Origin of the sequence: Phyllobacterium sp. P30BS-XVII, assembly GCF_014138335.1 — a bacterium.
Taxonomy (GTDB): domain Bacteria; phylum Pseudomonadota; class Alphaproteobacteria; order Rhizobiales; family Rhizobiaceae; genus Phyllobacterium; species Phyllobacterium meliloti.
In genome coordinates this window covers 322,771-345,604 of sequence record NZ_JACGXO010000006.1, presented here as the reverse complement: position 1 = coordinate 345,604, position 22,834 = coordinate 322,771, and the positions used below count along the sequence as shown (strand labels likewise).

The following is a 22,834-nucleotide window of genomic DNA, read 5'->3' as shown; positions in this document are numbered from 1 at the left end:
GTGACGGATGATCTGAATTGGCGTGTTGAGGAAGCCTGTTTCAATGCCTGGCCATCACCAAGGCAGGTCATTCATAGCGGCTGGCTGATGCGGTTTTCCGGCGGCAGCATTCGCCGTGCCAATTCCGTCAATCCCTTGCGCGGTCCGCGCGCGGAACCGGCAGGCGTTATCGACGCTGCGGAAAAGCTCTATAGTTCGCTTGGCCGTGGCTTCATTTTCCGTGTTCCCAGCATTGCCAATGAAATGGAGCCTCATCTGGTTGAACGCGGCTATCGTTTTGAGGGCGGTAGTGCGGTGCTTTATTGCGATCTCAAACAACGCAACACGGAAACCGCTCCAGCCGCCGAGCTTTGCCGCGAGATGACGCCGGGCTGGCTGCGCGAAAGCAAGCGCATATCAGGCTGGTCCGAAGAGGACCACAGCGCATTCATCGATACGATCGCGTCCCTCGTTGTGCCCAAAGCCTTTGCTTCGGTCACCATGGACGGCAAAATCGTTGCCAAGGCCTATGGTGCGATCAGCAATGGCCTGCTGGTGCTGGAGACTGTGGCCACGGACCCCGACTATCGCAAGCGCGGCCTTGGTCAGAGGGTCGTCGGAACCTTGCTCGACTGGGCGAAGGATGAAGGTGCGATGGCAGCATGCTTGCAGGTTCTTGCTGACAATCCACCCGCCAGAGCGCTCTATGCCTCGCTGGGTTTTGACAGGGAACTCTATAGTTATCACTATCGTAGGAAGCCTTGAATGATAAATGCTCCTGACAATATGCTGTCAGGAGATGTCAGTTATACCTGCTGACATTGGATCATCTACACGGGGGATATAATGGGTATTCTGGCAAGCTGTCACTGCGGTGCAATCAAGTTTGAAGTAAGCGAAGCTCCGGCGACGGCAACCGTGTGTACCTGCACCTTCTGCACAAAGCGCGGGACCTTGTGGGCCTACTATACTCCCGATCAGGTCAAGCTGACCGTCACGCCTGAGGCGGATGCTGTCTACAATCGCAATGGTTTCAACAAGCATCACCATTGTAATGTTTGCGGTTGCGGCACCTATTCGCAGATTCCGTCCTGGACAGACTACAAGCCCGACTTTGAAAACCCGCGTATTTCCGTCAATATCCGCCTTTTTGACGATTTCGATATTGCTTCTGTGCCGACCGAAATCATAGACGGCAAGAATCTCTGGTAGGATTTGCTATTCGATTGCTTGATCTAGGGAATCCTGCTTCCTTGGTGGGAACAGCGTGTCGGGAAACGCGTTGTTCCAGTCATAGAGGGAGGTAAGGCCATGTGGATCAAACTGACCGACGTTAACGGCGATCTCATCACACTCAATTTTGCGCATGTCGTTTCGTTCAATCCTTACGGAACGGGCACGCATATTGTGACAACAACCGCCGGTCTCACCTTCTTCGTCAAGGAGACGATTGACCAGATCCAAAGCAAGGTCGGCATTCAGTCGAGCTGAGCAGACCGCCAATCCCGTATCAGTGCATTCTGTTCTTCTGCGGCCAGAGTGGCCGCAGAACGGCTGGCAGTTGCACCCGCGCTACTGTAGCGGCATGGGCATCCAGATGCGCGGCCAGAACTTTGATCACATCACGAACGATTGTATCGGGCGGGCTGTGATGTGCCGTGAGGTCCTTATAGACCGCCCGTACAAGAGCCTGCTCGGATTCAAGCGGTTGTGCAGGGGCAGGGCGCCAACCCTCGATGAATAGCCCACGCGGTAATGGCGGCAGTGCGTCGGCAAAGGTCAACACCGCTTCCATATCCATGTGCCGCCGGATAGCGTGCAGCACGCTGCGCATACTGGCAAAGCTCTGATTATGGGTGGAGAAATCAGCCTGTTGTTTAAGAGCGGTGAGCCAATCCTGAAATTGCTTTGACGCGTGAACAATGTCCTGAGGTTGGGTCATTGGGGCACCTCCGTATTAACCATATTCTATCGGGATAGTACCTTCTACTGTTGTTTCAAAGTGTAATATTTGCGTGATATTTAAGGATGGGGAACCTTTTTGCGATTTGTTAGTTTTATTCAAACGAGAGTCAAAATCGGATACAAATAGTGATTTGTTAAATCGGTTGAATTTTCCTATTGTCACAATGCATCCGAAATACAGACGCATGCTGAACAAGATTATTCTCTTAATGAGGGTAGTTAAACTTGAGGTGTGAACAATGCTATCAATAAATAATGAAACGTCGTCGCCATCTGAAGCACGCGTCATGAAGTTACCTAAGGTTGCAGTGAAGTCGAGCGCAAAGCTTGTAAAGGCCGCCCCCAAAATGGCAGAGCCATGCGACAAGCGCACGATCTCGCAAATTCTTCGCGAATCCAGCGGCGGCTTCAGCTTCCGCCGCTAATTCTTCCAAGTTTACTGTATTCGAATACCAATATCCCGCCCTTAAAGCGGGATATTGTCATGTTTCTTCCAGGGATTTTCGAGGTCCTTGTTGCGCAACATGCGCAGTGCCCGTGAAACCCGCTTGCGCGTGGAATGGGGCATGATCACTTCATCAATATAACCGCGCTCGGCAGCCACGAACGGCGACAGGAAACGATCCTCGTAACGCTTCGTATGCGCCGCGATTTTCTCCGCATCGCCAATATCCTTGCGATAGATGATTTCAACCGCACCTTTGGCACCCATGACGGCGATCTGCGCCGAGGGCCATGCATAATTGATATCGCCGCGCAGATGCTTTGACGCCATCACGTCATAAGCACCGCCATAGGCCTTGCGCGTGATGATGGTGATTTTTGGCACTGTCGCTTCCGCATAGGCGAAGAGGAGCTTTGCGCCATGCTTGATCAGGCCGCCATATTCCTGCGCCGTGCCGGGAAGGAAGCCCGGAACATCGACAAAGGTGACAATCGGAATGCTGAAGCAATCGCAGAAGCGCACAAAGCGTGCTGCCTTGCGTGATGCATCGCTGTCGAGCACACCGGCCAGAACCATGGGCTGATTGCCGACGATACCGACGGTGCGCCCTTCAACACGGCCAAAGCCGACAACGATGTTTTTGGCAAAACTTTCCTGAATTTCGAAAAAGTCCGCCTCATCGACGGTTTTGCGGATCAGTTCCTTGATGTCATAAGGCTTGTTGGCATTGTCAGGCACCAGCCGGTCGAGCGAATGGTCAGGCTCTTCCGTGCTTTGGAAACATTCGATTTCAGGAATCTCAGCCGTGTTGGACGCCGGAAGAAAATCGATCAGCCGCCGCATCTGCAATAGCGCAGCCACATCATTGTCATAGGCGCCATCGGCAATCGATGATTTCGTCGTATGGATCGATGCACCGCCGAGCTGCTCCGCCGTGACCGTCTCGTTGGTCACGGTTTTGACCACATCCGGCCCGGTGACGAACATGTAGGATGTATCGCGCACCATGAAGATGAAATCGGTCATGGCGGGGGAATAGACGTCACCGCCAGCACATGGTCCCATAATCACCGAGATCTGTGGAATGACGCCCGATGCCAGCACATTGCGCTGGAAAATCTCCGCATAGCCGCCGAGCGCTGCCACGCCTTCCTGAATGCGCGCACCGCCCGCATCGTAAAGCCCGATGACAGGGGCGCGATTGCGCAGCGCCATATCCTGAATTTTCTGTACTTTTTCCGCATGGGCTTCGGAGAGGGAGCCACCGAATACGGTAAAGTCCTTGGCGAAGACGAAAACTGTGCGCCCGTTGATCGTACCCCAGCCGGTGACAACGCCGTCGCCAGCGAATTTGGTGTCTTCCATGCCGAAATCAGTGGAGCGGTGTTCGACGAACATGTCGAACTCTTCAAAGGAGCCTTCATCGAGAAAGATGTCGATGCGCTCGCGCGCGGTCAGCTTGCCACGCTTGTGCTGGGCATCGATCCGCGTTTTGCCACCACCCTCGCGCGCAATGGTCCTGCGGCGCTCCAGCTCGATCAACACATCCTTCATGCCATCCTCCACATTGTGTCATTTCTGATATCAGGACAATCGGGCGGGTGAAAGCGCTTTGTCTGCAATATCAAATGTGAGTTCGTGGGAAATTTTGGCGGTACGATTGCTATCCCGCCTCAAGTCAGGCTAAGCAAGTTCTTGGGGTCCAGTTGGACAAAACTGTTTCGGGGGAAACATGGAAGGCTCACCGCAAAGTCATTTTGGCCGCCCGGCTGAATACACAGGTCATCGATTTTCGTTTTCCGGTAGTGCAAAGGAGTATTTTGGCATCTGGATCGTCAATGTACTTCTGACGATTATCACTCTCGGCATTTATTCTGCCTGGGCCAAGGTGCGGCGTAACCGCTATTTCTACGGCAATACCAAACTCGCAGATAGCTGGTTCGATTATCACGCCCGGCCAACGCAGATTTTGCTCGGTCGCATCATCGTCATCGGCTATCTCATCATCTACAACCTGTTGCTGCATTTTCTGCCGATCGCCGGTTTCATGCTGGCGCTTGTTTTCCTCATCGCGGTTCCGTGGCTGATCGTGCGTGGCCTTCGCTTCAGTGCGCGTGTGACGAGCTATCGCAATGTGCGTTTTGATTTCGTTGGCGGCTATTGGGGCGCTGTAAGAGCCTTCTTTCTTGGCAGCATAGTGTCTGGCATTACTCTTGGTATCCTCGCGCCAATCGCCAGCCGTTGGATGTTGCGTTATACGCTGGGCAACCTGCGGTATGGCGGCAAGGAATTTTCGCCTGATCCAACACTTGGTTCGCTTTATCGCGTTTGGGTTTTACCGGCGGTCCTCACCCTTATTGGACTGGTCCTTTTCGCAATCGTTGCTCTGGGCGCATCGGCTGGACTGCAGGCCATGAGGAATATGAATATTCCCGGTGATCAGACCGGCGAACTTGCATTCATTCTCATAGTCTATCTGATTTTCATTCCGATTTTGCTTATCTACGCCGTAACGGGCTTGCTTTACACCGCAGGCATCCGCAATGCCGGCTTTAGCGCCACCACGTTTGACAATCGTCATTATCTCTTCTCGGATATGCCAAGATGGCGTTATGCCTGGGTGGTTATTTCCAATCTCATCGTGACGCTGTTGACGTTCGGGCTGATGCGGCCATGGGCTGCTGTCAGGCTCGCCCGCTTCCATGCCGATTACACCGCTATTGTGTTTGATGGCGATGTCGGCGAAATCTTCTCCGATATCAAGGATACCGGCTCGGCCGTCGGGTCGGAGTTCATGGATATAGAGGGCATCGATTTTGGCTTCTGACACCGGCAAAATAACGACTGGTCTCTGGTACCGCGAAGGTTCAAGCGCGGGCAGGGAGGCCAGTCTCATATTTGCCGATGATACAGTCTCTGTCATTGCTGCGGATGGGACAGTTCTGTCCGCAGCCACCTTCGCAAACACCGAGATCAGTGATCGGGTCGGCTCCATTCCGCGGCGGCTGACCTTTGGCGATCAGACCAATTTCCAGACATCTGATAATGACGCCATCGACAGGCTGGTTGCCTCGCAAAAGGGCAGCCGTGCCGGATGGGTACACCGCGCGGAAGGTTTTCACCCGCGCCTGCTGCTGTTTGTTGTCCTGACAATCGTTTTTGCCTTCTCCATCTATCGCTTTGCTGTGCCAGCTCTGGTTGAGGTTGCCGTTCTGGTTACGCCGCCAGTTGTGCCGGAGCTTATGTCCAAAGGCACATTGCAAACGCTGGATACGACAGTCTTCTCGGCAAGCACTCTGCCGGATGATCAAAAAAGCAAATTGCAGGATGGCTTTGGGAAAATCGCAGCCAAGTCGGATCGTGGGGCAGGTGGTTTTGATCTGCAATTTCGTGAAGGCGGTGTTATCGGCCCCAATGCATTTGCACTGCCCGATGGTACGGTTATCATCACCGATGAACTGATAAAACTCGCCGATGGCGACACGGAAATGCTTTTGGGCGTGCTTGCCCACGAAATTGGCCATGTGGAGCTAAAGCATAGTCTGCGCCAGCTTTACCGTGCGGCAGGCGTGACCGGGCTGATCATGCTGATCGGCGGTGATATTGGTGACAGTACCCATGATATTCTGGTGCAGGGCGGCGGCCTGCTGGCGCTGTCCTATTCCCGCGCCTATGAAAGCGCAGCCGACCGGCACAGTGTCGAGCTGATGTTGAAGGCGGGTTACGATCCGACCGCCATTTCACGTTTCTTTGCGATGGCAGAGGACAAGCTCAACGACCACAGTTCGACCAGCATTCTCGAAACCCACCCCGGCACCCCCGAACGCCGCCAAATGGTGCTTGACTATGCGCAGGAGTTGAAGGCGAAGGCAGTGGTTCCGGCAAGATAAAGCTATCCGTGGAGTTCCTGCAATTCCGCAAAAAACGCGGCGATTTGAGCTGCGTCGCCAACTCGCATGTGGCGGAAGATTAGATTATTTTCCCGTGCGATTGGCTGGTCATTGGGAAATCCTTGGTGATTAGTTGACCGCCAAAGAGGCAGTATGGTTCCGTCCATGGAGTCCCGTACACTACGAGCCGAATATATTCAGTAGTAGAACCATGGAGATATAACCAACAAGAAGAGCGACGCCTAAAGCGCCGACAAAAGCTGGTAAAAGACTGTGTGTCCGTCGGACAACATAAAAGGCCATCACAGCTGACACTAAGACTCCAATCGCCAGAGCGTATGGCGTTTGAACGTGCAATGCTGGAAGCAGCCATCCGTAAAGCGCCAGCATTCCCAAGATTGTTGTGACAGCGATAGCTGCTACCCTCATCAAAACGGAGAGAAGGGCGCTGACCGCGCTGCGCCGTGCAGGAGAAATCAAATCATCTGTCCTTACGTAGGCGCACGCCGGGTTGGCCATGGTTCAGGAATTCCACACCGGCTGCCTCAAGAACGCGCATGATTTTGTATATTTTGTCGAGCCCGCTTGTAAGTCCAGTCGCTCCCTTCTTTTCCATGGCGCTTATGGTGTTGATGTTCAGACCCGCACTTTTGGCGAGTGTTGTTTGATCCATATCAATAAGTGCGCGTGCGGCACGAAGCTGATTGCCAGTCGTGAGCAATGTTTTCTCCAACAATCGACGTCAACCAACTGTCCCACAGCAATGTGCTGACGGCAATATAGACCTTAGACGTACCAATTTATCTTTCCGCGAGACGAACGCCGGGGCCGCCGGGAACCATTTCACCGCGAGCTTCAAAAATGACCCCGGCGGCCTCGAAAGCGCGTTTCATGACATCAAGTGTCGCGTGGCGCGGTTCAGCCGCACCGCTTTCGAACTGCCGTACGGTCACGACGCCGATATGGGCCGCGTCCGCAAGCTGTTGTTGAGACCATTGGAGAAGGGCACGACCTGCGCGGCATTGGGCAGGGGAGATCAATTTGTCATTCTTTCCGAAGCCTGACGCCAGGACCGCTGGTTGATGGCTGCCCATCATCGAGCAGTTCCACACCGGCCTTGAAAAGTGCATTTCGTATTGCTTCCAGAGTGCCAATCCTGCCCTGGACGACCTCTTTGCCTGATGCTTCGAAGTTACGGATCGTGTTGATTCCAACACTGGCCGCATCGGCAAGGGATTTTTGTCCCATACCTGCCAATGCACGTGCAGCTTTGATCTGGTTCCCAGTTGTCAGCAACGCGTTTTCCCCTGCATCGTCCAACTGCGACTTTTTCATAACAGTCGATTGGCGGCAATATAGACTTATGGAGTAGATGGACTCATCGGGCTGCGAAGCCTCACACCGGAAGCACCATCAATATTCTCTCCATCTGCGAGGAAAACAACTTTCTCTTGAAGCACCCGCGTTATCGCTTCCAGATTATTGGTGACGGGTACGGACCGGCCAGTTTCGAAATTGCGAACTGTCGACAGGCCCACTTTGGCAGCCTTGGCCAGATCATCTTGGGACATATTGGCCAGTGCCCGCGCTGCTCTGCATTGATCGGGGTTTATCAAACTATTTTCCTATAACCATTTTAGCTTACAATAACAGAAATCGTTTGACGCAACGACATGCAACGATTTATGTTACCCATATCTTTTTTCATTATACTGAAAAAGGGCAAAGGCCCTGATCGATATTTATCAACCGCGAAAGCAAAATGTAAAGAACATCAATTTTTCCGAGGCCAAATCATGAGCAATCAATCAGCCAAACTCCTTGATGCGGGTAATATGCTGAGGGAGGTCACACACCTCGTTGAAGTCCTCTCTATGGCCACGTCCGATATAGACAATGAACGGCAGCAGAACGCTCTTCAAAGTATCTGCAATATTGTCGATGACCGTATTGTAAGCATCAATGCGCTGTTGGACGCTGCGCGCAACGCACCGGCAGGGTAAACTAGACCAGACAAAGATTGCCGACCTATTTCACCTTTGCCTGTTTGAGCACTTCGTTGATACGGCTTTGCCAGCCTTTGCCCGTCGCTTTGAACTTGGCGATCACATCCTGATCGACGCGAAGCGTTATCTGCTTTTTGGGAGTATCGACGGGTGGACGCCCGCGGGCGCGTTGAATGCTTTCATACAATTCCGGAAATACATCCTTGAAGGGCCGCGCACGCGTCAATTCTTCATCCGTAAGAGGCCGCTCGATTTCCGGGTCGGGGCCAATCAATTCACCAGTCGCATCGTCAACCCACCAGCCGTCATCGTCCATATGAACGCCTCCGGCAGCTATGAGAGCCTGCATCTCCCGGTCATAGACTTCCCACCGACGCGTCATTTCCGCATCGTCTTCGGGAGTCTTACCAAGGTCTTTGGTGATGAAACTGGGCCATTTTGCTGTCATGAACGGCTCCTTTCTTTCCGGCTTGCGTATCGCATGGAAATAACTGAAAGCGCTTCTGATCCGAGCAGTTTGAACACGACTGCGACGATGGTCTGTCCGTTATAATCACCAATGGCTAAAAAACGGCCATTCCTGGCATTTTCAATATGCGCATCCAGAAAGAACTCGATCAACAAATCAGCAAAGTCCAAGCCGTGCTTGGCGAGGTTTTGCTGGCGCTTCGGTTCATCCCATATGATCTTCATATAATGTAACTACATTAAATGAGATGTACAAGGTATTGGGAGTTGTACCTAGAGAGAGTGCCCGTGGTTAGCGCCGCCCCATCAGGAGCGGCGATGAACGGCAATAAGCGGAATTACCAGCTGCCGGTGTTCGGCATGGACAGCCACGGCTCCTGCGGCGGCAGAGCGGGACCTTTCTGGATGAGTTCGATGGAAATGCCATCGGGCGAGCGGATGAAGGCCATATTGCCATCGCGCGGCGGGCGATTGATGGTAACACCCTTGTCCTGCAGAGTCTGGCAGGTCTCATAGATGTTTTCGACGGCATAGGCGAGGTGGCCGAAATTGCGCCCGCCCGTGTAGGTTTCCGGGTCCCAGTTGAATGTCAGTTCCAGTTCCGGTGCCCGTTCAGCAACCGCGCGACCCTTATCGTCAGGTGCCGCCAGAAAGATCAGCGTGAAGCGGCCTTTTTCGTTTTCCGTACGCCTGATCTCCTCAAGGCCAAATTTATTGCAGTAAAAATCCAGCGATTCAGCAACATCGCGGACGCGGACCATTGTGTGAAGATAGCGCATCGTTTTCCCTTGGATGTTCGTCAGTGTGTGAAAGATTGGGGCAATCATCCGATTGCTCAGGCGAAACGCCTACGACTTTTTGGTAACATTATTTTGGTGGCTCCACAAATTAACGGTCTTGTGAAGGGCGGTTGACCGGGTGTTGAAGAGATTTGCACCTGTTTTTCAACAAAAACAGTCAGATGATACTTGCCCTCATCCGTCGGACAGGTGTTATTCTGAATTAAGAGAATCAGTGTTTGGTTTCAGGAGAGGAGGGCTCGCTTCATGTCAGACAGACCAGTATCAGCCCAGCATTCCCCCGATGATGAACAATTGTCCGATGGCCTCGACCTCATCGAGGTTGCGGGCGCTATCAAATGGTTCGACGTCGCCAAGGGATATGGTTTTGTTGTCCCTGATAATTCTGATCTGCCAGATATTCTTCTGCATGTGACCTGCCTGCGCCGTGATGGCTTTCAGACTGCGCTTGAGGGTTCGCGCGTTGTTTGCGAGGTCAAGCAGGGCGAGCGCGGTATGCAGTGTTTTCGCGTCCTTTCTATGGACAGCTCCACCGCCGTTCACCCGACGGAACTGCCGCCAGTGCGCACACATGTCACTGTCACGCCTTCAAGTGGTCTGGAACGCGTTCTGGTCAAATGGTTCAACCGGACCAAGGGCTTTGGCTTCCTGACCCGCGGCGAAGGCACCGAGGATATTTTCATTCATATGGAAACCCTGCGCCGCTTCGGTCTGACCGAACTGCGTCCGGGACAGGTCGTCCTCATTCGCTTTGGCAATGGCGACAAGGGCCTGATGGCATCCGAGGTTCACCCCGATATCGGCACGCAACTGCCGGCATCCCATTAAAGATCTCCCGATGACTCGATCGATCAGATTGTGCCGATCTCTCCTGATCGGCTTTTTTGTGCTCGCTTTTGCCGTATTGCCCGTGCGCGCAGCCGATCAGCAGCCGATGCATCTGGCAATCGACGCGGCGCCGCTTGTCATCAACACCGCAAAGGGCGATGTGCCCTTTCAGGTCGAGGTGGCCGATACGGATGAGGAGCGCGAGCGCGGCCTGATGTTCCGCACCGATCTGAAAGACAACAGCGCCATGCTGTTTGTGTTTGAGAAAAGCCGTCTGGTCACCATGTGGATGGAAAACACGCCTTCGGCACTCGATATGATTTTCCTCGATGAAAACGGGCGCGTCTCGGCTATTCGCGAAAATGCGGTGCCGTTTTCCCGTGCGACAATTTCCTCAGGCGGCGCCGCGCGGTTCGTTATCGAAGTCAAGGCTGGCACGGCCCGGCGGTTGGGCGTTGCGGTTGGTGATAAGGTTCATCATCCAGCCATTGAAGCAGTTTGCGGCAAGTGTGCGAGGAAATAGACTGTATTCGTGTGAGCTTGTCGAACCACGAACCACATTTATGCGCACAAACTTGTATCCCTGCAAAAATCCTCTTACTTTTGCACCAAATCAACGAGTCCCGACCCTATGAAATTCTTTGACAATGACGGATTGAAGCTCGCTTATATTGATGAAGGCGAGGGCGAACCGATCCTGCTCATCCATGGCTTTGCCTCCTCGCATTTTTACAATTGGGTTCAACCGGGTTGGGTTCCGACGCTGACAGCCGCTGGCTACCGGGCGATTGCCATTGACAACCGTGGTCATGGCCAATCCGACAAGCCGCACGAGAAATCACTGTATACGCCGACACTGATGGCGGGTGACGCTGCTGCATTACTCAAGCATCTCGGTATCAAAAAAGCCCATGTGATGGGCTATTCCATGGGCGCGCGCATTACCGCCTTTCTGGCGCTGGAACATCCTGAACTGGTGCATGATGTCATTTTTGGCGGGCTTGGTATCGGCATGGTCGAAGGCGCCGGTGACTGGAATCCCATTGCCGAGGCACTCTTGGCTGATGACGCTGAATCGGTGACGCATCCGCGCGGAAAAATGTTCCGTATGTTTGCCGATAAAACCAAGAGCGACAAGATTGCCCTAGCCGCCTGTGTGATCACCTCGAAGGAGGAAGTCAGCGAAGCCAATATGGCACGCATCACCCAGCCGGCGCTGGTTGCCGTGGGCACCAAGGACGATATCGGTGGTAGTCCGCATAAGCTGGCGGCCCTGATGCCGCATGGCGAGGCCATCGATATCCCAAACCGCGATCATATGCTTGCGGTGGGCGACAAGGTGTTCAAGGAAGCCGTCGTCAAATTCCTCAAAGAACACCCGCTTTAACGCTTATGTGCCGTTGAAACGCGGCTTGCGTTTTTCACGAAAGGCCGCGCGTCCCTCGGCATAATCGAGACTTTCGAAAGTCATGTCACCCAGACGGTCCGCCTGATCGAGATCGGCAGGTTCGCGTGTAATGGATGCGCGGATCGCCTGTTTGGACGCCTTGATGCTGAGCGGTGCATTGCCGCTTATCTCCGCAGAAATCGCTGCTATGCGCTCGTCAAGTTGTCCAGCGTCGGTGATCTCAAGCAGAAACCCACTTTTGAACGCCGCTTCCGCGTTGATGACAGCGCCGGTAAAAGTGAGAAAACGCGCCATTTGCGGACCAACAGCCTCGACAATATCGCCCATTGCCTGACGCGGATAGGCAAGGCCGAGCTTTGCCGGCGGAACGCAAAACCGTGCATCATCCGTTGCCAGTCTGAGGTCGCAAGCCGCCGCAATGCCGAAGGCGCCGCCAAAGCAGATGCCGCGAATGGCTGCTATGCTGGGTTTGGAACAGTTGCGAACCGCTTCAAAAGCTTGGACATTCTGTGCTTCGTAAAGACGTGCAGTCTGCGCATCTTTGCGCACGGCTTCAAATTCGCTGATATCGGCACCGGCGGAAAAATCGCTTCCCACACCCTCAAAAACCACAAGGCGCACATCAGGATTGCCGTCCAAATGAGCCATGAGTTGCGGCAATGCAGCCCACATCGCGGCGGTGATGGCGTTTTTTCTGGCGGGCCTGTCGAAGAAAATGGTAGCGGTGTAGTCCGAATGCGTGAAATGCAGACCCTCTGGCAGTGCCGGATGATGTTCAGACAAGTCGATCATATCTTCAATTTTTCTTGGGGCCAGAGTTCAGGAATTTGAAGTGTCAGAATATCATTTTTGCCGTATGCTAGAGGATGAAGCAAGAATATTGGCTGATTGCCTGGAGTAGGACATGTCCGCAAGCAACCCGATGAAATTGGCCGGTTCAGTCAAGCAGATGGACCCGATTTGGCTTTCCATCCGTGCCGAAGCCGAAGAGACGATCCGTCAGGAGCCTCTTCTTGCCACGTTTCTTTACACCACAATTCTCAACCATCAGTCGTTGGAACAGGCGGTTATTCACCGCATTTCGCAGCGGCTTGATCATCCGGATGTGGAATCGGAACTGCTGCGCCAGACATTTACCGCGATGATGGAAGCGACGCCCAACTGGTCGCAAGTGCTGCGCGTTGACATTCAGGCTGTTTATGACCGCGATCCCGCCTGCACCCGGTTCATCGAGCCAATCCTCTATTTCAAGGGATTTCAGGCAATCCAGACGCACCGGCTGGCGCATTGGCTGTGGAATGAGGGCCGCAAGGATTTTGCGCTCTATCTGCAGAGCCGCTCTTCCTCGGTTTTCCAGGTGGATATTCATCCCGCCGTGCCCATGGGGCAGGGTGTTTTCTTTGACCATGCCACCGGCATTGTTGTGGGCATGACCGCGGTCATCGAAGACAATGTGTCGATCCTTCAGGGCGTGACGCTTGGCGGTACGGGCAAGGAAACCGGCGATCGCCATCCAAAGATTCGCCATGGCGTTCTTATCGGCGCTGGCGCCAATATTCTTGGCAACATTGAAATCGGCCATTGCTCAAAAGTCGCATCCGGTTCCGTGGTGCTGAAACCCGTTCCGCATAATGTCACCGTTGCCGGGGTTCCCGCCCGCGTCGTTGGCGAAGCCGGCTGCACGGAACCGTCCCGCGCCATGGACCAGCTTGTCACCAATTTCGACTGAAGCAGAAGACTTCAGCTGCCAGAAACGACAACACCGGCCCTTTACAGGGCCGGTTATCGCATGCCACAAGCCCGCTTCCAGATTATCTATTCGACAGGAGAAACCGCGTGAAACCCGAAGAACTGAAAAAACTCGACAGCTATTTCAAGCGTACATTCAGAAACACGGACCTCACGGTAAAGGCGCGTCCACGCAAGGACGACTCAGCTGAACTCTATCTTGGTGATGAATTTCTCGGCCTGATCTACAAGGATGAAGACGAGGGCGAACTGTCCTACAACTTCTCCATGGCTATCCTGGACATGGATCTCTGACAGCAAAACGCTGTCGTGAATGGAAGTGCCGCCCCATGTGGCGTCACTTCGGTGTTTTGAGATGACCTTGCGCAAAGCTCAGGACCTTCTGGTCCAATTCCTGCCAGTTCGCGAGAAATTCGCGCGGAAAACGGTAGGTCAACTGCAAATCCTCACCAATGAAGATATCCCGCTGGCACGATGCCAGATTGGCTTTTGATGTTTCCTCGTCAAGGCAGCGGGCAACAAACAATTCGCGATTTTTGCTTTGCGATGAGGTGACAAGCTGTTCGCTCACGAAGCCACTTGTCGTCAGGAAATTCTGGATGGTTAGTCCGGATGGGCCTTTGATGCCGGGACCATCGGTCAGCGTGCTATAGATCTGGCCATAGCGGCCCGACATGTCGCGGGATGTGGCGCGTGGCTCGAAGGTCAAAAACAGCAGTGTTTTTGTCTCACCTGCACCATTGAAATCCTTGATAAATGTCGGCTGATAACCCTGCATGTCGGGCCAATGCAGATAGAGATCGACCCTTTGGGCCACTCCATCGCGGCGCTGCGCCCGGAAGCGGATGGCATTGGCGGGCAATTCAAGCACACTATTGCCGATAACGATCTCGTGCGGCGTCGTATCTTCCGTATGTCCGCCAAGCGAAATGGTGTGGCCGAAATAATGCCCGGCTGTCACCAGTGCTGCCGTGAAAAGAGCCAATGCAATAAGGCCATAGAAGACACGTTGCAGAAAAGGGCTGCCGGTTATCGGTTCCACGCGCTGTGCAGAGGTTTGCATCGCTCTTCCGGTCCTGTTGGCAGATTTTTGAAACTGCCTGAGATCAGGGGAAGACTAGCGGCAAAGTGCTGATTTATGGTTAATCGTCTGTGAAGAATGCATTTGGGTGGCTAAGCTGGCATCAGCGAATCTCAGGAGGATTTATGCCCATATATACGCTCGATGGCCACGCGCCCGAATTTGAACACCGGGAGTCAAACTGGATCGCGCCCGATGCCGTATTGGTTGGCAGGATTTTCCTTGGCGAGAATGCCGGCATCTGGTTTGGGTCGGTTTTGCGCGGTGATAATGAACCCATCCATATTGGCCGCAACACCAATGTGCAGGAGCACACGGTGATGCATACGGATATGGGCTATCCGCTGACAATCGGCGAGGGCTGCACCATCGGCCACCGCGCCATGTTGCATGGCTGCACCATTGGCGAGAACACATTGATCGGCATGGGTGCCATTATTCTCAACGGCGCGAAGATCGGCAAAAATTCGCTGGTGGGAGCCGGTGCGCTTGTGATGGAACGCAAAGAATTTCCCGATAATTCGCTGATCGTCGGCTCGCCCGCCCGGGTCATTCGCACTTTGGATGACGCGGCCATCGAACAACTCAGGATTTCAGCCGCCCATTATGTCGAGAATGGCAGGCGCTTCATGCGCGGCATGGAGCCCATCTGATCTATAGGCTTCATGAAAAAGCCAGCTCCGTTGCCGGAACTGGCTTGCCATGAAAGCGGATGTGTAAATCCTACTGGGCGATACTGCCAACGAGAACCTGGCGGTCGTCACTGATCGAAACCCATGCGCCTGTGTTGTAGATCGACTGACGCTTCAGATAGTCATAGGTCGTTTCATTCCACGGCTTGATCTGCGCTTCCAGATTGTCGAGCACATAGTCACCGCGATCCGTGCGCACGGTAAGAACTGCGTGGCCTTCGCCATTCATCTGCCTGACAACAGTGATCAGCAGCGAATTAACAGGCATTCCACGCTCGATCAGCATCTTGCGCTTGAGCAGAACATAATCCTCACAATCGCCGACGGTGGTTGGATAGGACCAGACTTCCGCCTTGCCCCAGATTTCCATATCGGTTTCAGGCTTTATCTGCGTATTCACAGTGGTGTTGATCTGAACCAGCTGTGCCCAGACCTTTGGCGTCAACGTTACAGGCGTATCGCTGATGCTTTTGATGCGGCATTCATCCTGATAGATCTGGCAAAAATCATAATGACCGATCGGCTGCGATGTACGCCCGCCGGTTTGCATCACTGTTGCCGAGGACCGTGCCGGTCCAGCCTGTACACTCATTGTCATCATAAGAAGGGCTGCGCCCGCTAAAATCATGCTTTTTATCATTACCGTCGTCTCCCCGGTTAAGGCGAGAATGGCATGGAGACATTGACCAGCCGGTAAATAGAAGAAATAAATGTGAGAAAAATAAGTAGTAAAAAATAAACTATTGATCGTTTGCAAAGTATTATTAAATATTACCATTTTATTTAAAGTAAGAATAAGTGGAGATGTACAAAGTATATAGGGGTTAAAGTTCTGTTTTTCCGAATAAAGTGTGATTGACAATCGCTTAAAGCTGCGTCGCCCACATTCGGCCAAAATGTATGCTTTTGGTAACCAAGACGGAAGGTAGTGATGGATTGTTCTTAAGGGCGGCTTTCGTTTAACGTGCGGGTTCGCAAAGGAGGAGCCGTTCCATGCCCAAGATCGATCTTGCCACCGTGCCTGTCCGTCCGGGTTCAGGTTATCCGCCGCCTTTCGATGCACCCTGCGCTGCGCGCACGCGGCGGCGTCTTGGCGATGCGGGTGGTCTGAGCGATTTCGGCGTTAATCTGATGACATTACCGGCCGGAAGTTGGTCGAGCCAGCGTCATTGGCACAGCCATGAGGACGAGCTTGTCTATATCCTTGAAGGGGAAGTGACGCTTATCGAAGATGGTGGCGAAACGATATTGAAAGCAGGCGACTGCGCAACATTTGCCAAAAACACCGGTAATGGCCATCACATGATCAACAGATCGTCGGCTATGGCTGTTTATCTCGAGGTAGGGTCGCGCAACCCGCAAGACCTTATCACCTGTTCCGATATTGATATGATGAGCGGGAGTTCCGATGGCCGGTTCGTCCACAAGGACGGTACGCCCTATACCGGTTCCTGAAGCCGTCTAGTTCTCGAAGGCGATTTCGATTGTTTCGCGGCTTTGGACGCTTGCGAACTCGATCGCAATCCCTTCTTCGAAATGGCGCACGACACGCCCGCGCATGGAACCCAGAACAACCTGACTGTTCAGGGCGGGGCGCATGCGGATTTCCACGGCAGCACCTGAAATCGACAGATCGATGATACGGCAGGGATATTCGCGGCCATCGGACATGCCAAGCATGGAAATCGGATTGCTTGGTGCAATGCGCTGGTGGCGCCGGTCCTCGGGCATATCAAGTTCATGCTTGTTGGAAAGCCAGGTCAGTTGCGCTGCGATCTTGTTCTTCTTGCGGTCTGAAGCAATGAGCGCAAGCAGGAAGCCGCCACTGACCAGACGCTCCACATGACCTTCAACCCGGCCAATATGATCGATATAGGCGATGACACGCTCGCCGGTGCTTGCCATGACTTCCGTCGTGAACAGCGCATCACCGGGTGACATCTCGTCGATCTGACAGACATGCTCGGTGCGGTCTTCCAGCATGAAGCGGCCATAAAGCTCCACCTTCACGCGATGAAACTTTCCCGTGGCGCCGATAGTCGGATTTGTATCGTCACGGGTTAAATGCATGAACTGTCCGGGAAGTTGAAATTGGATTTTGCTCAATCCAAAGTAGAACACAAGTCTTAACGGCGAGGTAACAGGATGAGGATTGATGAGAGTTCGCTAGCTTAATCCGGCATCTTTCCGCCGTCGAAAACCATCAGATGCCTCACCCGGCGGCTGCCATTGGGGGCAGGCAACAGCCTGTTGGCCACCACAAGTCTGTGGTCTTCCTGTAATGGATGATTGACCGGCACAACAGCTGATTGAAGCGGATCGACCATGGATATCGACCGGAGACTGTTCTCGATGATTGCATCGGATTCCAGCCAGAACGGTTTGCCAGCGGCGGTGATCATGCCGAGGAGATGCCGTTCATTTACCTCGTTTGCCAGTGGCAGGAGAATGAGATTGAACAGCATTTTGCGGCCACGGCTGCTTTTGCCCTCATAGGTGGACTGCACGACGGTCTTGGTTGTCAGGCTGCTGGAGATGATCCGCGCAATAACCGATTTGTCCTTGGCCTGCCAGATTGAGGTAAATGTCTGGCCTTTGAGTTCCCGTCCATAGATCGAGCAGATGCGCGTTCCGGCCAACCGGAAACGTGATTCAGACGCTCCAGTTGCGCGCAGGATGAACGTGTCGGACAGGCGCGAGCGGATGAGGGCAGGCGATATTTCCCGCCGCTCCGGCGCTGCGCGGGTTCCGCGCAGATCGTTCCAATAGGCGAAAAGCTCGCTCGCTCCATCATGCTGCATATGATGCTTCCGGGACCCGTTAATTTCTAATTTGCGTGGTGGATGGGTTGTTCGTGGTTCGACAAGCTCACCATGAGGGAGAGGGGTGATGAAAGGGAGCCAAATTCGGCAACGTCTGCGCTGCAACCCTTACGCTGTTACATCTATGCTCCACTCTCCACTCTATGCGATTAGCGTTGCATCCCCACTCTCCCTCATGGTGAGCTTGTCGAACCACGCACGACGAACCCATGCAGCACCAGCCATCAGCCCCATCATCATTAACACTGCTCGGGACATTGGCACCGCTGGTGGGGAAGCGCCATTGATGATGCGGCTGTGTCCACCGTAGGGGGCAGTTAAGGTTAATAAATGGTTTAGATTGAGCTGCTGGGTAGCCTGTGCGACAAGGGTGGCGAGTAGAGTTATCTGTTGAAGTATTCAAATTGAGGCCGTTCATGTTCATTGAACGGCCTTATTTTTGTTTGGTGAGTTTGCTGCTAAGCAGAGTTCTCAAAGTGAATCAGCGGCGGGAAGAATGACCGAGCCTACGAACGCGCACAATCAGCCACCGGCACGCGAGCCGATCTTCAACATTCCCGGCGTCATCCTTGCCATTTTTGCGATTTGCATCGCCGTGTTTTTGATCGAGAATTATGTGCTGACCGACGCGCAGGACAATAATTTCCTGCTGGATTATGCTTTCATCCCGGCGCGGTTTTCACAGTTTGGCGGGTTTTATTCACCGGCGGCGTGGCTCACCACCATCACCTATTCTTTCATGCATGGCAGTTTTGCCCATATCGCGCTCAACATGATCTGGCTGGCTGCGTTTGGCTCGCCGCTCGCTGCGCGTATCGGACCGCTGCGTACATCGCTGTTCTGGATCGTCACGGCGATTGCTGCGGTCATGCTGCATTTTGCCATTTATCCGGCAAGCCCGATCCCTCTGGTCGGCGCTTCGGGCGCCATCTCAGGCATGATGGGTGCTGCGGCGCGTTTCGGCTTCCGCCGCTCAACCCAGCGCAATTCTGCTGCGTTCACCGGACCGATCCTGCCAATCGCGGTTGCCTTGAGAACCCGCACGGTTCTTGTCTTTGTCGCTGTCTGGTTTGTTACCAATATCGCAACCGGCCTTATTGCCTTCACGCCGGGCCAGGGCGCGGCAACCATAGCCTGGGAAGCGCATATTGGCGGCTTTCTCCTTGGCTTTTTCGGTGTTGCCCTGTTCGATCGCACGGACCGGCGCTGAACTGTTGGAATAATTGCAAAGCTGTTGCATTGGGTGCAACATACGCGCACCATGGCGTATTGGCCGCAGGGATAAAGGAGGATTCCGGCGGTCAGGAGTTAGGCTAATGTGCAAGGAGGACGTACATGACAGTCAAATTGATACTGGAACGCAAAGGCTACGACGTTTTTAGCGCTGCACCCGACACGACACTCGGTGATGCGGTTGCTGCACTTGCAAAGCACAAGATTGGTGCGATTGTAATCGTTGATGAAAAGAGAGCCATCAAGGGCATCTTGTCAGAGCGCGATGTTGTGCGCGCCATTGCTGCCGATGGTGCCGATGCACTCTGGCGTCCGATCTCGGATATCATGACCATCAAGGTCAGTGTCTGCTCGGAAATGCACACGGTGAATCAGGTGATGGAAATGATGACCCGCGGACGCTTCCGCCATCTGCCTGTCGAAAAAGACGGGGCATTGCATGGCATCGTCTCGATCGGTGACGTGGTGAAACTGCGTATCGAAGAGGTCGAGCGCGAGTCCGAAGAAATTCGTAGCTATATCGCAACCGCCTGAAGCGGTTGCGTTGATATTGGCGGTTTAAAAAACAACCTTTTGCATGCGCTCGAGTTCGCCGAGCCGGGCCATGGTTTCCTCATAGCCGAGTTTGATCGCCTCATCGGCCCGATGAAACTCGGCAAGCCCCACATGGCCGATTTTCGGCAGCAGCGCGATATCGGGCGGATCGCCTGCCATGCGGGCGCGTGAAATCCGGTCCTGAATGATGTTGAAGGATTCCATCATTACGCCTGTTATCCCAAGCCGTGTTGCTCTCGCTGCACGAAAATGGCTGCCTGCACCTTCCGGTTCGACATCCTGCGCACTCGGTGCTTCCGCCGAATGCTTGATCACCGCTGCACGGCCGAACTGGTCGTAATGCAGGTTCACCGCCACAACCAGCGGCTGTTCATAGGAGCGGCAGACGGAGACCGGCACAGGATTTACCAGCGCGCCATCAACCAGTATGCGGCCATTGCAGGCAACGGGTTCAAACACACCGGGCAGGGCATAGGAAGCACGCATGGCAGTGATCAGGCTGCCGCGGGTCAGCCAGATTTCATGACCCGTATTGATCTCGGTGCAAACCGCAACGAAAGGCTTTGGCAAATCCTCAATGGCAAGTTCTGCCAGATGCTCGCGCAAGCGGCGGTCAAGCTTCATGCCGCCGAAAATGCCATTGCCGCCGAAACGCAGATCCAGCAGGCTGAAAATACCGCGTTTGGTCAGGCTGCGGGCGAACTCTTCCAACTGATCGAGTTTGCCGCCGAGATAGCAGCCACCGACAAGCGCGCCGATCGACGTTCCCGCAATCATGGAAATTTCGATACCCGCTTCATCGAGCGCTCGCAAAACGCCGATATGGGCCCAGCCGCGCGCCGCGCCGCCGCCAAGCGCCAGCGCAATGGGGGCTCTTTTTTCAACATGTGGGGACGGGTCCAGAACAGGTACCTTCGGACCGTCAGTGACGCCAATCGGTTCCGCCGCACGCAACCGTCGCGATGCCCATTCGAGCATGGCTTGCACTCCTAAAGTCGTATTCGCACATTATCCCCTCACTTTGGTATCCAAAGCATGAATATTGCGGAATTATGGCCGCTTAGCCAACCAACGAAAATGAGAGCAGTCGTTCGACAGTGCCTGGTAGCAAATGTTGAGCTACGCCGCAGGTGTCATGACCAGATGGGATGTACCATTTTCGCTGATGACTTGGCGGTAGAAACATGATCTGCGGCCAGTGTGGCAGGTAGGGCCATTTCCAGCCACTGTCACCTTGAGCCAAAGAGCATCCTGATCGCAATCGGTGCGCATTTCTACGACTGATTGCAGATTTCCTGACGTCTCGCCTTTTTTCCAGAGTGATTGACGCGAACGGGACCAGTAATGGGCAATGCCGGTCGTCAAAGTGAGGCGCAATGCTTCCGCATTCATATGCGCCACCATGAGGAGATGACCATCATGCGCATCGGTAACGATGGTGGTTACAAGGCCGGCAGCGTCAAAGCGCGGTGCGAACACCGCGCCTTCTTCATTGTCATGTTTGTCCGCAAGGGGAGACGAAAAGGAACCGTTGCTCATGAATGCCAATTCTGGAAATGAAAGCGCCTAGCGGCCCTTGAGAAGTGTCATGAAGCGAACCTGCTCATTGACATCAGCCTTGAACGCACCGGTGAAAGTGGTCGTGGTTGTTGTCGAGCCGGAGACGCGGATACCGCGCATGGCCATGCACATATGCTCGGCCTCGATCATGACGGCTACACCACGGGGGCGCAGCGAATCCTGAATGGCATTGGCAATCTGCGCCGTCATGCTCTCCTGCGTTTGCAGACGACGGGCAAACATGTGGACCACGCGGGCAATCTTGGACAGGCCAACCACTTTTTCGCCATCGGGAAGATATGCAACATGCGCCTTGCCGATGATGGGAACCATATGATGCTCGCAATGGGAAAAGAACGGAATGTCTTTTATAAAGACAATATCGTCATATCCGGCGACCTCTTCAAAGGTCCGGCCGAGCACGTCTTCGGGGCTTTCATCATAACCCGAGAACAGCTCCTTATAGGCCTTGGCGACGCGTTGCGGCGTATCCAGAAGACCTTCACGATCCGGATTGTCACCGGCCCAGAGCAACAGCGTGCGCACTGCTGCTTCCGCTTCTTCCTGTGTCGGACGTCGTAGATTGTTCTGATTGACAGTCGTTGACTGCAAACTTTTTATTACCGCATCCATCGCGATCTCCCGTAGTCGCCCTCAGAGGAGCGACGAGTTAAACGGCAATACACGATAATCGTTCCGTAACGAGTACGCGGTGTATTGAAGCCGGCTTGGCCCGTAAGCTTCTGCCTGGGCGATCACAAATACCATTGTCGCAGAATTTACGCCATGGTGCTTTATGCTGGCCCGCTCAAATACTATATAGAGAGTGAATTCAGGATTCATAGGGCCAAATGCCAGACAATGCTCTGGTTGCACTTTGGTTCGGATGAGGTGCGGAAGTCCATTATGATCAACGACGTCTACAATACGCGTATTCTGGAATTTGCCGGAAATATTCAACGTCTTGGACGGTTGGATAGTCCCGATGCATCGGCGAAAGCCCATTCCAAACTCTGCGGTTCGACGGTGATTGTCGATCTGAAGGTCAAAGACGGTGTGGTGACGGATTTTGCCCATGACGTCAAAGCCTGCGCCCTTGGTCAGGCATCCTCGTCGATCATGGCCCGCCATGTGATCGGGGCGACAAGCCAGGAATTGCGCGATGTGCGCGATGCCATGTTCAAAATGCTGAAAGAAAATGGAGCACCGCCGGAAGGGCGTTTCGAGGAATTGAAGTTTCTTGAGCCGGTGCGCGATTACAAGGCGCGGCACAATTCCACCATGCTGACTTTCGAGGCCGTGGTGGATTGCCTCGACCAGATCGAGAAGAAAAACGCCGAAGCTGCGGCCTGA

34 protein-coding genes are annotated in these 22,834 nt (G+C 53.8%); 17 read left to right on the top strand and 17 right to left on the bottom strand.

The features are described from left to right. From FHW17_RS18440 to FHW17_RS18430, 3 genes are all read left to right on the top strand, one after another. A complete protein-coding gene (locus FHW17_RS18440; protein WP_348643756.1) occupies positions 1–744 on the top strand; it encodes a GNAT family N-acetyltransferase in 744 nt (247 codons plus the stop codon). Positions 745–825: 81 nt separating this feature from the next. Further along, positions 826–1,191, top strand: a complete 366-nt coding sequence (locus tag FHW17_RS18435; RefSeq protein WP_113097818.1) for a GFA family protein — start codon at positions 826–828, stop codon at positions 1,189–1,191. A gap of 99 nt (positions 1,192–1,290) precedes the next feature. Continuing rightward, a complete protein-coding gene (locus FHW17_RS18430; protein ID WP_112529920.1) occupies positions 1,291–1,470 on the top strand; it encodes a hypothetical protein in 180 nt (59 codons plus the stop codon). A gap of 19 nt (positions 1,471–1,489) precedes the next feature. Here FHW17_RS18430 and FHW17_RS18425 read toward each other — a convergent pair whose 3' ends face one another. Next, positions 1,490–1,921 carry a DUF2267 domain-containing protein gene (locus tag FHW17_RS18425; RefSeq protein WP_113097784.1) on the bottom strand — a complete coding sequence of 144 codons (432 nt, stop codon included), beginning with the start codon at positions 1,919–1,921 and terminating at the stop codon, positions 1,490–1,492. A 310-nt stretch (positions 1,922–2,231) separates the two neighbouring features. On the opposite strand from FHW17_RS18425, the gene FHW17_RS18420 reads away from it, so the two are divergent. Next, a complete protein-coding gene (locus FHW17_RS18420; RefSeq protein ID WP_175540707.1) occupies positions 2,232–2,369 on the top strand; it encodes a hypothetical protein in 138 nt (45 codons plus the stop codon). 41 nt (positions 2,370–2,410) lie between these two features. Here the strand turns inward: FHW17_RS18420 and FHW17_RS18415 are convergent, their stop codons facing one another. Next, positions 2,411–3,943, bottom strand: coding sequence for an acyl-CoA carboxylase subunit beta (locus FHW17_RS18415; RefSeq protein ID WP_112529916.1), 1,533 nt, complete (start codon positions 3,941–3,943; stop codon positions 2,411–2,413). A gap of 178 nt (positions 3,944–4,121) precedes the next feature. Between FHW17_RS18415 and FHW17_RS18410 the strand changes: the two genes are divergently transcribed. Continuing rightward, positions 4,122–5,216, top strand: a complete 1,095-nt coding sequence (locus FHW17_RS18410; protein ID WP_182510488.1) for a DUF898 family protein — start codon at positions 4,122–4,124, stop codon at positions 5,214–5,216. Next, positions 5,206–6,279: a M48 family metallopeptidase gene (locus FHW17_RS18405; protein ID WP_113097786.1), complete on the top strand. Its 1,074-nt coding sequence runs from the start codon at positions 5,206–5,208 to the stop codon at positions 6,277–6,279. The genes FHW17_RS18410 and FHW17_RS18405 overlap by 11 nt, the downstream gene beginning before the upstream one ends. Before the next feature lie 481 nt (positions 6,280–6,760). Here the strand turns inward: FHW17_RS18405 and FHW17_RS18400 are convergent, their stop codons facing one another. From FHW17_RS18400 to FHW17_RS18385, 4 genes are all read right to left on the bottom strand, one after another. Beyond that, entirely contained in the window at positions 6,761–7,000 is a 240-nt protein-coding gene (locus FHW17_RS18400) for a helix-turn-helix domain-containing protein (protein WP_182510487.1), read from the bottom strand. Between the two features lie 79 nt (positions 7,001–7,079). Further along, positions 7,080–7,319 (bottom strand): helix-turn-helix transcriptional regulator, encoded by a 240-nt coding sequence (locus tag FHW17_RS18395; RefSeq protein ID WP_182510486.1) that lies wholly within the window; start codon positions 7,317–7,319, stop codon positions 7,080–7,082. Positions 7,320–7,323: 4 nt separating this feature from the next. Further along, entirely contained in the window at positions 7,324–7,614 is a 291-nt protein-coding gene (locus FHW17_RS18390) for a helix-turn-helix transcriptional regulator (RefSeq protein WP_348643755.1), read from the bottom strand. A gap of 26 nt (positions 7,615–7,640) precedes the next feature. Then, the gene (locus FHW17_RS18385) at positions 7,641–7,895 is read right to left on the bottom strand and encodes a helix-turn-helix transcriptional regulator (protein ID WP_112529906.1); all 255 of its coding nucleotides are present in this window, start codon (positions 7,893–7,895) and stop codon (positions 7,641–7,643) included. 180 nt (positions 7,896–8,075) lie between these two features. Between FHW17_RS18385 and FHW17_RS18380 the strand changes: the two genes are divergently transcribed. Beyond that, positions 8,076–8,282: a hypothetical protein gene (locus FHW17_RS18380; RefSeq protein ID WP_162700414.1), complete on the top strand. Its 207-nt coding sequence runs from the start codon at positions 8,076–8,078 to the stop codon at positions 8,280–8,282. A 25-nt stretch (positions 8,283–8,307) separates the two neighbouring features. Here the strand turns inward: FHW17_RS18380 and FHW17_RS18375 are convergent, their stop codons facing one another. From FHW17_RS18375 to FHW17_RS18365, 3 genes are all read right to left on the bottom strand, one after another. After that, entirely contained in the window at positions 8,308–8,733 is a 426-nt protein-coding gene (locus FHW17_RS18375) for a BrnA antitoxin family protein (RefSeq protein ID WP_112529902.1), read from the bottom strand. Beyond that, positions 8,730–8,978: a BrnT family toxin gene (locus tag FHW17_RS18370; RefSeq protein WP_112529900.1), complete on the bottom strand. Its 249-nt coding sequence runs from the start codon at positions 8,976–8,978 to the stop codon at positions 8,730–8,732. The genes FHW17_RS18375 and FHW17_RS18370 overlap by 4 nt, the downstream gene beginning before the upstream one ends. Before the next feature lie 113 nt (positions 8,979–9,091). Next, positions 9,092–9,532, bottom strand: a complete 441-nt coding sequence (locus tag FHW17_RS18365) for a VOC family protein (RefSeq protein ID WP_091884886.1) — start codon at positions 9,530–9,532, stop codon at positions 9,092–9,094. Between the two features lie 267 nt (positions 9,533–9,799). Between FHW17_RS18365 and FHW17_RS18360 the strand changes: the two genes are divergently transcribed. From FHW17_RS18360 to FHW17_RS18350, 3 genes are all read left to right on the top strand, one after another. Then, positions 9,800–10,381, top strand: coding sequence for a cold-shock protein (locus FHW17_RS18360; RefSeq protein ID WP_091884757.1), 582 nt, complete (start codon positions 9,800–9,802; stop codon positions 10,379–10,381). A 106-nt stretch (positions 10,382–10,487) separates the two neighbouring features. Continuing rightward, on the top strand, positions 10,488–10,904 hold the full coding sequence (locus FHW17_RS18355; RefSeq protein WP_348643758.1) for a DUF192 domain-containing protein: 417 nt from the start codon (positions 10,488–10,490) through the stop codon (positions 10,902–10,904). 108 nt (positions 10,905–11,012) lie between these two features. Further along, positions 11,013–11,768, top strand: a complete 756-nt coding sequence (locus FHW17_RS18350; RefSeq protein ID WP_112529896.1) for an alpha/beta hydrolase — start codon at positions 11,013–11,015, stop codon at positions 11,766–11,768. Positions 11,769–11,771: 3 nt separating this feature from the next. Here FHW17_RS18350 and FHW17_RS18345 read toward each other — a convergent pair whose 3' ends face one another. Then, the gene (locus tag FHW17_RS18345; protein ID WP_112529894.1) at positions 11,772–12,581 is read right to left on the bottom strand and encodes an enoyl-CoA hydratase-related protein; all 810 of its coding nucleotides are present in this window, start codon (positions 12,579–12,581) and stop codon (positions 11,772–11,774) included. A gap of 112 nt (positions 12,582–12,693) precedes the next feature. On the opposite strand from FHW17_RS18345, the gene cysE reads away from it, so the two are divergent. After that, positions 12,694–13,518, top strand: a complete 825-nt coding sequence (cysE, locus tag FHW17_RS18340; protein ID WP_112529892.1) for a serine O-acetyltransferase — start codon at positions 12,694–12,696, stop codon at positions 13,516–13,518. Between the two features lie 107 nt (positions 13,519–13,625). Beyond that, entirely contained in the window at positions 13,626–13,832 is a 207-nt protein-coding gene (locus FHW17_RS18335) for a DUF3126 family protein (RefSeq protein WP_091884745.1), read from the top strand. A 43-nt stretch (positions 13,833–13,875) separates the two neighbouring features. Here the strand turns inward: FHW17_RS18335 and FHW17_RS18330 are convergent, their stop codons facing one another. Beyond that, complete coding sequence (locus FHW17_RS18330) at positions 13,876–14,601, bottom strand: hypothetical protein (RefSeq protein WP_112529890.1); 726 nt, start codon at positions 14,599–14,601, stop codon at positions 13,876–13,878. A gap of 143 nt (positions 14,602–14,744) precedes the next feature. On the opposite strand from FHW17_RS18330, the gene FHW17_RS18325 reads away from it, so the two are divergent. After that, positions 14,745–15,272, top strand: coding sequence for a gamma carbonic anhydrase family protein (locus tag FHW17_RS18325; RefSeq protein ID WP_182510485.1), 528 nt, complete (start codon positions 14,745–14,747; stop codon positions 15,270–15,272). A 70-nt stretch (positions 15,273–15,342) separates the two neighbouring features. Here FHW17_RS18325 and FHW17_RS18320 read toward each other — a convergent pair whose 3' ends face one another. Continuing rightward, positions 15,343–15,912 (bottom strand): transglutaminase-like cysteine peptidase, encoded by a 570-nt coding sequence (locus FHW17_RS18320; RefSeq protein WP_246706908.1) that lies wholly within the window; start codon positions 15,910–15,912, stop codon positions 15,343–15,345. A gap of 392 nt (positions 15,913–16,304) precedes the next feature. Here FHW17_RS18320 and FHW17_RS18315 point away from each other — a divergent pair, with 392 nt between their 5' ends. Then, positions 16,305–16,766 (top strand): cupin domain-containing protein, encoded by a 462-nt coding sequence (locus tag FHW17_RS18315; protein WP_182510484.1) that lies wholly within the window; start codon positions 16,305–16,307, stop codon positions 16,764–16,766. Between the two features lie 6 nt (positions 16,767–16,772). Here FHW17_RS18315 and FHW17_RS18310 read toward each other — a convergent pair whose 3' ends face one another. Further along, positions 16,773–17,381, bottom strand: a complete 609-nt coding sequence (locus FHW17_RS18310) for a PilZ domain-containing protein (RefSeq protein WP_182510483.1) — start codon at positions 17,379–17,381, stop codon at positions 16,773–16,775. A gap of 101 nt (positions 17,382–17,482) precedes the next feature. Beyond that, positions 17,483–18,112: a PAS domain-containing protein gene (locus tag FHW17_RS18305; RefSeq protein WP_182510482.1), complete on the bottom strand. Its 630-nt coding sequence runs from the start codon at positions 18,110–18,112 to the stop codon at positions 17,483–17,485. Positions 18,113–18,629: 517 nt separating this feature from the next. Here FHW17_RS18305 and FHW17_RS18300 point away from each other — a divergent pair. Continuing rightward, a complete protein-coding gene (locus tag FHW17_RS18300; protein WP_112529877.1) occupies positions 18,630–19,343 on the top strand; it encodes a rhomboid family intramembrane serine protease in 714 nt (237 codons plus the stop codon). A 125-nt stretch (positions 19,344–19,468) separates the two neighbouring features. Further along, positions 19,469–19,900 carry a CBS domain-containing protein gene (locus FHW17_RS18295; protein ID WP_112529875.1) on the top strand — a complete coding sequence of 144 codons (432 nt, stop codon included), beginning with the start codon at positions 19,469–19,471 and terminating at the stop codon, positions 19,898–19,900. A 24-nt stretch (positions 19,901–19,924) separates the two neighbouring features. Here FHW17_RS18295 and FHW17_RS18290 read toward each other — a convergent pair whose 3' ends face one another. The 3 genes from FHW17_RS18290 to folE all read right to left on the bottom strand — a co-directional run bounded on the left by FHW17_RS18290 (position 19,925) and on the right by folE (position 22,114). Beyond that, the gene (locus FHW17_RS18290; protein WP_091884722.1) at positions 19,925–20,899 is read right to left on the bottom strand and encodes a patatin family protein; all 975 of its coding nucleotides are present in this window, start codon (positions 20,897–20,899) and stop codon (positions 19,925–19,927) included. A gap of 141 nt (positions 20,900–21,040) precedes the next feature. Then, entirely contained in the window at positions 21,041–21,460 is a 420-nt protein-coding gene (gene hisI, locus FHW17_RS18285; protein WP_113097800.1) for a phosphoribosyl-AMP cyclohydrolase, read from the bottom strand. A gap of 27 nt (positions 21,461–21,487) precedes the next feature. After that, positions 21,488–22,114 (bottom strand): GTP cyclohydrolase I FolE, encoded by a 627-nt coding sequence (gene folE, locus FHW17_RS18280; RefSeq protein ID WP_112529870.1) that lies wholly within the window; start codon positions 22,112–22,114, stop codon positions 21,488–21,490. A 273-nt stretch (positions 22,115–22,387) separates the two neighbouring features. Here folE and FHW17_RS18275 point away from each other — a divergent pair, with 273 nt between their 5' ends. Beyond that, positions 22,388–22,834, top strand: coding sequence for an iron-sulfur cluster assembly scaffold protein (locus FHW17_RS18275; protein ID WP_112529868.1), 447 nt, complete (start codon positions 22,388–22,390; stop codon positions 22,832–22,834).